Origin of the sequence: Kitasatospora sp. NPDC057936, assembly GCF_042887525.1 — a bacterium.
In the GTDB taxonomy this organism is placed as follows: Bacteria; Actinomycetota; Actinomycetes; order Streptomycetales; family Streptomycetaceae; genus Kitasatospora.
The window spans coordinates 1-9,583 of record NZ_JBHVPD010000174.1 but is presented as its reverse complement, the minus strand read 5'-3'; the positions used below and the strand labels follow the sequence as shown (position 1 = coordinate 9,583).

Below are 9,583 nucleotides of genomic sequence, written 5' to 3'. Positions count from 1 at the left end.
ACATTCCGAACCCGGAAGCTAAGCCTCACAGCGCCGATGGTACTGCAGGGGGGACCCTGTGGGAGAGTAGGACGCCGCCGAACAATCATTCAAGAGAAGCCCCCGCCGGTAACCGGTCGGGGGCTTCTCTGTTGTAAGGTCATTGTGCATTGTCATCGCACGGTACAGGAGGCCCCCGGGTGGAGGTCCAGGAGACGCGGGTCCAGACCGATCGCGTCCTCACCATCCCCAACTTGCTGAGCATGGGCCGGCTGGTGGGTGTTCCGCTCTTCCTCTGGCTCATTCTCTGGCCGAAGTTCGGCGGGCCGAACAACGACCTTTGGGCGCTGCTCATCCTGGCGCTGAGCGGGGTCAGTGATTACCTGGACGGAAAGCTCGCCCGGCGGTGGGGGCAGGTCAGCCGGGTGGGGCAGTTGCTCGATCCGCTGGCGGACCGGCTCTATGTGCTGTCCACCCTGGTCGGTTTGACGTGGCGTGGGATTCTGCCGCTGTGGGTGACGGGCATCCTGCTGGCCCGTGAGGTCTTTATCGCCGCGCTCCTGCCCATTCTCAACCGGCACGGATACGGGCCGCTCCAGGTGAGTTTCCTGGGGAAGGCCGCGACCTTCAATCTGATGTACGCGTTTCCGCTCCTCCTCCTCGGTAACGGGGACAGCTGGATCGCGCGGCCGGCCGAGGTGGTGAGCTGGGCCTTCATCTGGTGGGGGACGGCGCTGTACTGGTGGGCCGGTATTCTTTACGCCGTTCAGGCGCGGCAGATCGTGCGGGCGAGCGCGAAGGGCTCCGCGTCCACAGTCTGAGACGTGATCTGAGAGAAGTGCCACGGCGCCCCGGTGCGTCGGACGATGCCTTCCGGGTAGATGACCCTCTGGAACGGTTTGATGGGCCTGCAGGTCCAGCACCGCGAAGGAGGACGCACCCGTAATGAAAGCCGTTGTAATGGCAGGGGGCGAAGGCACCCGACTCCGCCCGATGACCTCCAGCATGCCGAAACCGCTGCTTCCGGTGGCCAATAGGCCGATCATGGAGCACGTGCTTCGGCTGCTGAAGCGGCACGGCCTCTCCGACACCGTCGTCACCGTGCAGTTCCTGGCGTCACTGGTCAAGAACTACTTCGGTGACGGTGAGGAACTGGGCATGCACCTCACCTATGCCCACGAGGAGACGCCACTCGGCACTGCGGGGAGTGTGAAGAACGCCGAGGACGCGTTGAAGGACGACTCCTTTCTGGTGATCTCCGGTGACGCGCTGACCGACTTCAACCTCTCCGAATTGATCGACTTTCACCGGAGCAAGGACGCTCTGGTCACCGTCTGTCTCACCAGGGTGCCCAATCCGCTGGAGTTCGGTATCACGATCACCGACGACGACGGACGGGTCGAGCGCTTCCTGGAGAAGCCCACCTGGGGGCAGGTCTTCTCGGACACGGTGAACACCGGTATCTACGTGATGGAGCCAGAGGTCTTCGACTACGTCGCCGCGGGGGAGTCCGTGGACTGGTCGAGCGACGTGTTCCCGCAGCTACTGAAGGAGGGCAAGCGGGTCTACGGATACGTCGCCGAGGGCTACTGGGAGGACGTGGGCACGCACGAGAGCTACGGCAAGGCCCAGGCGGACGTCCTGGAGGGCAAGGTCGATGTCGAGATCGACGGGTTCGAGATCTCGCCGGGCGTGTGGGTGGCCGAGGGTGCCGAGGTGGACCCGGAGGCGGTGCTGCGCGGGCCGCTCTACATCGGGGACTACGCCAAGGTCGAGGCCGGCGTCGAGATCCGCGAGCACACCGTGCTCGGCAGCAACGTGGTCGTGAAACGGGGCGCCTTCCTGCACCGCGCCGTCGTCCACGACAACGTCTACATCGGGCCGCAGAGCAACCTCCGCGGCTGTGTGGTCGGCAAGAACACGGACGTGATGCGGGCCGCGCGGATCGAGGACGGCTCGGTGATCGGGGACGAGTGCCTGATCGGCGAGGAGTCGATCATCGGGGCCAACGTCCGGGTCTATCCGTTCAAGACGATCGAGGCCGGCGCCGTCGTCAACACCTCGGTCATCTGGGAGTCCCGCGGGCAGGAGCACCTGTTCGGCGTGCGCGGTGTGTCGGGGATCCTCAACGTCGAGATCACCCCGGAGCTCGCCGTCCGGCTGGCCGGCGCCTACGCCACGACCCTGAAGAAGGGGGCCACCGTCACCATTGCGCGTGACCACTCGCGTGGTGCGCGTGCGCTCAAACGGGCGATGATCTCGGCGCTCCAGACGTCCGCGATCGACGTCCGCGACCTGGAGAACGTGCCCATGCCGGTCGCCCGGCAGCACACGGCGCGCGGGAGCGCGGGCGGGATCTTCCTGCGGACCACGCCCGGGGTGCCGGACTCGCTGGACATCCTCTTCTTCGACGAGCGCGGGGCCGACCTCTCCCAGGCCGGACAGCGCAAGCTGGACCGCGTCTACGCGCGCCAGGAGTTCCGGCGGGCGTTCCCCGGTGAGATCGGGGACCTGACCTTCCCGTCCAGTGTCTTCGACTCCTACGCGGGCAACCTGCTGCGGGCCGTCGACACGACGGGGGTCCGCGAGGCCGGGCTGAAGGTGGTCGTGGACACCGCGCACGGCAGTGCGGGGCTCGTCCTGCCGAGCATCCTCGGCCGGCTCGGGGTCGAGGCCCTCACCGTCTCCGGCGGGCTCGACGAGGCGCGGCCGACGGAGGACGCGGAGACGCGGCGGGCCGGGCTGGCCAGGCTCGGCGAGCTGGTGGCGTCGTCCCGGGCGGCGTTCGGGGTCCGCTTCGACCCGGTCGGCGAGCGCGTCGCGTTCGTCGACGAACTGGGGCGCGTGATCGACGACGACCGGGCGCTGCTGGTGCTGCTGGACCTGGTCGCCGCCGAGCGGCGCAGCGGGCAGGTGGCGCTGCCCGTGACGACGACCCGGATCGCGGAGCAGGTGGCCGCGTACCACGGCACCCAGGTCATCTGGACCACGACGACGCCGGACGACCTCGCGAAGGCGGCGTCGGCCGAGGGCACGGTGTTCGGCGGGGACGGGCGCGGCGGGTTCGTCGTGCCGGAGTTCAGCGGCGTGCTGGACGGTGCCGCGGCGTTCGTCCGGCTGGTCGGGCTGGTGGCGCGCACGCAGCTCACCCTGAGCCAGATCGACGCGCGGATCCCGCAGGCGCACATCCGGCGGCGGGACATCGCGACCCCGTGGGCGGCCAAGGGCATGGTGATGCGCTCGGTCGTCGAGGCCGCGGGCAGCCGGCGGCTGGACACGACGGATGGCGTGCGCGTGGTCGAGGCGGACGGGCGCTGGACGCTGGTGCTGCCGGACCCCGCGGAGGCCGTCACCCACCTGTGGGCGGAGGGCCCGAACGACGAGGCCACCGAGGCGCTGCTCGACGAGTGGGCGGCGGTGGTCGACGGCGCCGGGCGTTAGGCGATGCCACAGCGGGGGCGTGTGGATGGTTCGCACGCCCCCGCTGTCCGTTTCGCGACGTTTGGGGTGGTCCGCTCTTCTATCTCGTGTGCGCAGGTCAGGGGCTGTGCACGAGGGCCTTCGCCGACATGGGACGATGGTCCGCATGCCAGCGACGCCGAGTGCCAGCAACGGGCGGTACAACCGTCCGGACGCCTCGATGTCCCTGCTGACCAGCGTGATGGACCACAGCCTCGACGAGGGCTACGCGGAAGCGGCCGCGGCGCGGGGCGGTGACCGCGACAGCCGGATACCCGTGACGCTCCGGGGGCTGGTCACGCTGGGCGCGGGGCTGGCGCTGGTGGGGACGGTGCTGACGATCGGCGCGGTGAACGCGCACGAGGCGGAGCCGACGCTCGCCAAGGAGCGGGACGCGCTGATCCACCGGGTCAACGACAGCAACACCGCCGCCGACCACCTCCAGCAGCAGGTCCAGGACCTCCGGCAGAAGGTGGACAGCGCGCAGCGCCAGGCGCTCCCCGCGGGCGACGACGGCGCGGACTCGCTGACCGGCCTCGTCGGGCTGGGCGAGGTCACCGGGCCGGGCATGAAGCTCGTGCTGGAGGACGCCGCCGGGACGGGCAGCGGGGGCAATGTGGACCCGCGGGCCGGGCAGGGCTTCTCCAACAGCGGCAGGCTGCGGGACCGCGACCTCCAGCTCGTCGTGAACGGGCTCTGGGGGAACGGCGCGGAGGCCGTCTCGATCAACGGGCAGCGGCTGACGGCGCTGTCGGCGATCCGGGCCGCGGGCGAGGCCGTGCTGGTGGACAACCGGCCGCTGGTGCCGCCGTACACCGTTCAGGCGATCGGGGACGGGCCGAAGCTCCTCGGCGCCTTCGAGAAGGACATGGCCGGGGAGTACCTGCGGCTGCTCCAGGAGAAGTACGGGATCAAGTCGACGCTCTCGACGCAGAAGAGCATGACGCTGCCGGCGGCGGTGGGCGTGACGCTGCGGACGGCGCAGCCGGTGACCCCCGAACCCTCGCCGACGGCGACGCCGTCGGCCGCGCCGAGCCCGAGCCCGACTCCGTCGGCCACGGGCGGAACCTCCGAGAGCCCGAGCGCGTCCGTTTCACCGTCCGCCGCCGGTGCGAATCCGAGCTCGAAACGGCGCCCGACGGGCGGGACCACGAAGACCACGACAGCGACAGGAGCAGCTAGACCGTGATTGCCGTACTGGGTCTCGTGATCGGGGTGGTCGTCGGGCTCTTCGTCCAGCCCGAGGTGCCGGACGCCGTCGTGCCGTACCTGCCGATCGCGGTGGTGGCGGCGCTCGACGCGGTGTTCGGCGGTGTGCGGGCGATGCTGGACGGGATCTTCGACGACAAGGTGTTCATCGTGTCGTTCCTGTCGAACGTGGTCGTCGCGGCGCTGATCGTCTTCCTCGGCGACCAGCTGGGCGTCGGCTCGCAGCTGTCCACGGGTGTGGTCGTCGTCCTCGGCATCCGCATCTTCTCCAACGCGGCGGCGATCCGGCGTCATGTCTTCCGTGCCTGAGCCGGGCCGCGGCCCGGCGGCGGAAGAGAACGAGGAGCGCGTCGCTGGTGTCGCGGCGGCCGCCGAGGAGAAGGCGGCCGACATGAAGCCGGCCGAGAAGAAGCAGGCCGAGGAGAAGGCCGTCGCGCAGGAGCCGGTCGCGCAGGAGGCCGGGGCGGCCGTCGCCGAGCCGTCCGAGGTCGAGCGTGAGGTGGCGCCCGTCGAGGAGGCGCCCGTCGAGGAGGCACCTGTCGAGGAGGCGCCTGTCGAGGAGGCGTCGGAGCCCGAGGCGAAGCAGGAACCGGAGCGGGCTCCCGAGCCCGTCGCGGAAGCGGCCGCGAAGGCTTCGGTCGAGTCCGCGGCCGAGCTGGAGCCGGAGCCGGAGCCGGAGTCCGAGTCGGAGCCGGCCGGGTCCGTTGCCGAGGCGACCGACCGGAGCGCCGGGCGGCGACGCCTGAAGGCCGCGATGTGGCCGCCGCGGCTGTCCCGCGGGCAGCTCGTGGTGGCGCTGCTGCTCTTCTCGCTCGGCCTGGCGCTGGCGATCCAGGTGCGCTCGACGAACGACCACCACAACCAGCTGCGCGGCGCCCGTCAGGAGGACCTGGTTCGGATCCTCGACGAACTGGACAGCCGTCAGCAGCGTCTCCAGCAGGAGAAGGCGGAGCTTGAACAGTCCTTGGGCAAGTTGGAGAACAGCTCCAACCAGGCCAAGGAGGCCCAGGAGCAGACCAGGAAGAAGGAGACGGAGCTCGGCGTGCTCGCCGGCACCGTCAAAGCCACAGGTCCGGGCATCGTACTCACTGTCGATGATCCCCAAGGGCAGGTGAAGGCAGATATGCTGCTGGACACCCTGCAGGAACTCCGGGCGGCGGGGGCGGAGGCGATTCAGATCAACGATGTTCGCGTGGTGGTCAACACCAACTTCACGGACGTGACGGGCGGCGGTGTGCAGATCGACGGCAAGAAGGTCTCGCAGCCGTACCGCTTCACGGTCGTGGGGAACCCGCAGGACCTGACGCCCGCGCTGAACATCCCGGGAGGTGTCGTCCGCACGCTGGAGAGCCACCAGGCACGGGCGACGATCACCACTCCGCAGAAGGTCGTCGTCGACGCGATTGTCGACTTGAGGACGCCGCAGTACGCCAAGCCGGCTTCGAAGTGACGGGGCGCCTGGCGAACGGCCCGTCACGTGCGGGCGGCACCCGGTGCGGGGCGCCGTCGTGGCGTGGGCGAGACTGGTTCATACCAGCACGCAACGGAGCAAGAACCGCCGCACCAACCGTCGGAGTACCACTCCAGCCGGCTCGATCCGCGACCGGGCCCGCAGCCTGTCCGAGGTTCTCACCCTGCCCCGCGGGCGGGTCTGTCACACGCAAGGGGATTCGCCCGTGAGTTTCTTCTCTAAGTTGTTCGGTCGTAACAAGGGCCGCGACGCGGCCGTCGAGGCGCCGACCGCGCGTCACCGCCGGTCCGACGACGAGCCGGCCGTGCCCGGCATGCGTCCCGCTCCCGAGGCGGCGGAGTACGCGGAGCGGCAGCTGTACCGCGACGGCGGCGCCCAGTACGCGGGGAATCCGGCGGGCTACGGCGCGTCGGTTGACCCCTCCGGCGACCCGCGCATAGGTTTCGCGTCAGGACCCTCAACCTCTGGTGGAGGGTTTGCCCCGGACCCGTACGCCGGGCACAACCCGTCGGGTGTGCCGCGCCAGGAGGCTGTGAACATGGCTGGCCCCACTCCGTGCCCGCGGTGCGGCAACCAGAACCCGGCCGCGGCCCGGTTCTGTTCCAACTGCGGCACGGCGCTGCGCGGTGGCGCGCTGCCCGAGGGGCCGGCGGAGACCACGTCGACCATCTCGATCTCCGGCCTGGAGTCCTACGACCCGAACACCACGACCGGCACCGGCACCACGCCGGCCCTGTCGGCCGAGGTGCTGGCGGCGATCGACGCGCTGCCGCCGGGCTCGGCGCTGCTGATCGTGCAGCGCGGCCCGAACTCGGGCAGCCGGTTCCTGCTGGACTCCGACGTCACCACCGCGGGCCGCCATCCGCAGGGCGACATCTTCCTGGACGACGTGACGGTCTCGCGGCGGCACGTGGAGTTCCGCCGCACGCCGGCCGGCTTCAGCGTCGCGGACGTGGGCAGCCTCAACGGCACCTACGTCAACCGGGAGCGGATCGACGAGGTGCCGCTGAACAACGGCGACGAGGTGCAGATCGGGAAGTACCGGCTGGTCTTCTTCGCCGGTCACAACCGGGGGTACTGAACCCAACGTCGGCAGGAGCCCGAGTGAGTACGAATACCTCCGATTCATCTCTCGGGGCGGTCACGCCCGCGCCCTCCGGTCCGCAGACGGACCGGGACGGGCGCGGGGTGGTCGCGGGCCCCAGGCAGCCGCTCCGGCCGGAGCGTGCGGGCGCGCGGCGCCGCGGCGACGAGCTGCTGAGCATCGGCGCGGTGCTGGCCCACCTGCGCGACGAGTTCCCCGAGGTCACCATCTCCAAGATCAGGTTCCTGGAGGCGGAGGGCCTGGTCGAGCCGCAGCGCACGCCCTCGGGGTACCGCAAGTTCAGCCCGGCCGACGTCGAGCGGCTGGCCTACGTGCTGCGGATGCAGCGCGACCACTACCTGCCGCTGCGAGTGATCCGCGAGCACCTGGACGCGATGGAGCGGGGGGCGCCGCCCGCGCTGCCGCCCGCCGACGCCCGGCCCGGGCCGATGGAGGAGGCGGACCGGGAACTGGTCGCCGCCGCCGAGGCCTCGTCCGGGGTCCGGCTGGGGAGGGCCGAACTGCTGGCCGCCGCCGGGGCGGGCGACGGCGACCTGGTCGAGTGGGAGTCCTACGGGCTGGTCGCCTCCGGGCCGGACGGCGGCTACGACGGCGACGCGCTGCAGGTGGCCCGGCTGGTCGCGGAGCTCGGCCGGTACGGGCTCGAACCGCGGCACCTGCGGGCCATGAAGGCCGCCGCCGACCGGGAGGTCGCCCTCGTCGAGCAGGTGGTGGCGCCGCTGCGCCGGCACCGCAACCCGCAGACCAGGGCCCATGCGGAGGCCACCGCGCGGGAGCTCGCGACGCTGGCGGTGCGGCTGCACGCGGCGATGGTCCAGGCCGGTCTGCGGACCCGCCCGTGACGGCCCCACCCCGCTGACCAGCGGCGTCGGGTCTGCGCTTTCATATCCGGGGCCAGAGCCATAGGGTTGCCTGTGTGAATGAGCTCGACGTCGTGGGTGTCCGGGTGGAGATGCCTTCCAACCAGCCGATCGTGCTGCTGCGGGAGGTCGGGGGCGACCGGTACCTGCCGATCTGGATCGGCCCCGGCGAGGCGACCGCGATCGCCTTCGCGCAGCAGGGGATGACCCCGGTGCGCCCGTTGACGCACGACCTCTTCAAGGACGTCCTGGAGGCGCTCGGCCAGCAGCTCACCGAGGTCCGGATCACCGATCTGCGCGAGGGCGTCTTCTACGCGGAGCTGGTCTTCGCCGGCGGGGTCGAGGTGAGCGCCCGGCCGTCCGACGCGATAGCGCTCGCGCTGCGGACCGGCACGCCGATCTTCGGGAGCGAGGAGGTGCTCGCGGAGGCGGGCATCGCGATCCCGGACGAGCAGGAGGACGAGGTCGAGAAGTTCCGCGAGTTCCTCGATCAGGTGTCGCCCGAGGACTTCGGGGGCAGTGGTCCGCAGTAGCGCGGACCGGCCGGCGTACGGGCCGTGCTGTCGTTTTGCCAAAAACCGTCCACCTACCCACACTAGGGGCACGAAAAACCACTCTCCTGAGTGACGCGGTTTGTCCGGCTCGGCGTGGCGATCGTTGACGGGTCATAGGGGACTGCCTACCGTCAGGAGTGGCTGCCCGGGTGACCGACGCCCGCAGTCTGGGTTGCCCGCAACACGAGTGGACGGAGGTAGGCATGAGCAGCACCGGCGATGACGCGGCCGTGGGAGGCCTGTGCGCCGTGCACGTGCCGCGCACCGCTCGCACCGTGACGGACCTGCCCAGGGTGGGCCGGTTCCCGGCCGTGCAGCCCGGCCAGCCGGCCATCGAGCGGCTGGCGCCGACCTCCGAACTCATCGGCTACCGCGGCCCGACGGCCTGCGCGGCGGCCGGCATCACCTACCGCCAGCTGGACTACTGGGCCCGGACGGGGCTGCTGGAGCCCAGCGTCCGTTCGGCGTACCCGGCGACGAGTCAGCGGCTCTACAGCTTCCGCGACGTCCTGCTCCTCAAGATCGTCAAGCGGCTGCTCGACGCGGGCGTCTCGCTGCAGAACATCCGGGTGGCCGTCGCCCATCTGCAGGCCGCCGAGCAGGGCGACCTGGCCGGGCTGACGCTCATGTGCGACGGCGCGACGGTCTACGAGTGCACCACGCCCCAGCAGGTCGTCGACCTGCTGAAGGGCGGTCAGGGCGTGTTCGGCATCGCGGTGGGGGCGGTCTGGCAGGAGCTGGAGCTGACCGTCGGGCGGCTGCACGCCGAGCGGACGGACACCGGCGAGACGCTGCTGGGGCATGACCCCGGGGACGAGCTCGCCCAGCGCCGCAACCGGGCGGTCTGACGGCCCGGTAGGAGCACGGAACGACGAGGCCGCGGGGCCGGGCCGGGGACCGGCCGGGGCCCCGGCCCCGGGGGGGTGGCGGGTGGGACGAACGTTGG

General features: G+C 70.9%; 9 protein-coding genes and 1 rRNA gene. All 10 read left to right on the top strand.

Going from position 1 to position 9,583, the window contains the following annotated elements; translation table 11 throughout:
- Positions 1–83, top strand: a 5S ribosomal RNA gene (gene rrf / locus ACFVU9_RS44760); the annotation flags it as partial.
- 96 nt (positions 84–179) lie between these two features.
- Positions 180–800 carry a CDP-alcohol phosphatidyltransferase family protein gene (locus ACFVU9_RS44755; protein ID WP_380448586.1) on the top strand — a complete coding sequence of 207 codons (621 nt, stop codon included), beginning with the start codon at positions 180–182 and terminating at the stop codon, positions 798–800.
- Positions 801–924: 124 nt separating this feature from the next.
- Entirely contained in the window at positions 925–3,420 is a 2,496-nt protein-coding gene (locus tag ACFVU9_RS44750) for a sugar phosphate nucleotidyltransferase (protein ID WP_380448588.1), read from the top strand.
- A 145-nt stretch (positions 3,421–3,565) separates the two neighbouring features.
- Complete coding sequence (locus ACFVU9_RS44745) at positions 3,566–4,627, top strand: DUF881 domain-containing protein (RefSeq protein ID WP_387603734.1); 1,062 nt, start codon at positions 3,566–3,568, stop codon at positions 4,625–4,627.
- Positions 4,624–4,956, top strand: a complete 333-nt coding sequence (locus ACFVU9_RS44740) for a small basic family protein (protein WP_266273207.1) — start codon at positions 4,624–4,626, stop codon at positions 4,954–4,956. Before ACFVU9_RS44745 ends, ACFVU9_RS44740 begins: the two co-directional genes overlap by 4 nt.
- Positions 4,949–6,097, top strand: a complete 1,149-nt coding sequence (locus ACFVU9_RS44735; protein WP_387603730.1) for a DUF881 domain-containing protein — start codon at positions 4,949–4,951, stop codon at positions 6,095–6,097. Before ACFVU9_RS44740 ends, ACFVU9_RS44735 begins: the two co-directional genes overlap by 8 nt.
- Positions 6,098–6,656: 559 nt before the next feature.
- A complete protein-coding gene (locus ACFVU9_RS44730) occupies positions 6,657–7,199 on the top strand; it encodes an FHA domain-containing protein (protein ID WP_380448594.1) in 543 nt (180 codons plus the stop codon).
- A 176-nt stretch (positions 7,200–7,375) separates the two neighbouring features.
- The gene (locus ACFVU9_RS44725; RefSeq protein WP_387603739.1) at positions 7,376–8,065 is read left to right on the top strand and encodes a MerR family transcriptional regulator; all 690 of its coding nucleotides are present in this window, start codon (positions 7,376–7,378) and stop codon (positions 8,063–8,065) included.
- Between the two features lie 74 nt (positions 8,066–8,139).
- Positions 8,140–8,616 carry a bifunctional nuclease family protein gene (locus tag ACFVU9_RS44720; protein WP_329924794.1) on the top strand — a complete coding sequence of 159 codons (477 nt, stop codon included), beginning with the start codon at positions 8,140–8,142 and terminating at the stop codon, positions 8,614–8,616.
- Positions 8,617–8,840: 224 nt separating this feature from the next.
- Positions 8,841–9,485, top strand: coding sequence for a MerR family transcriptional regulator (locus ACFVU9_RS44715; protein ID WP_380448596.1), 645 nt, complete (start codon positions 8,841–8,843; stop codon positions 9,483–9,485).
- The last annotated feature ends 98 nt before the right edge of the window (positions 9,486–9,583 follow it).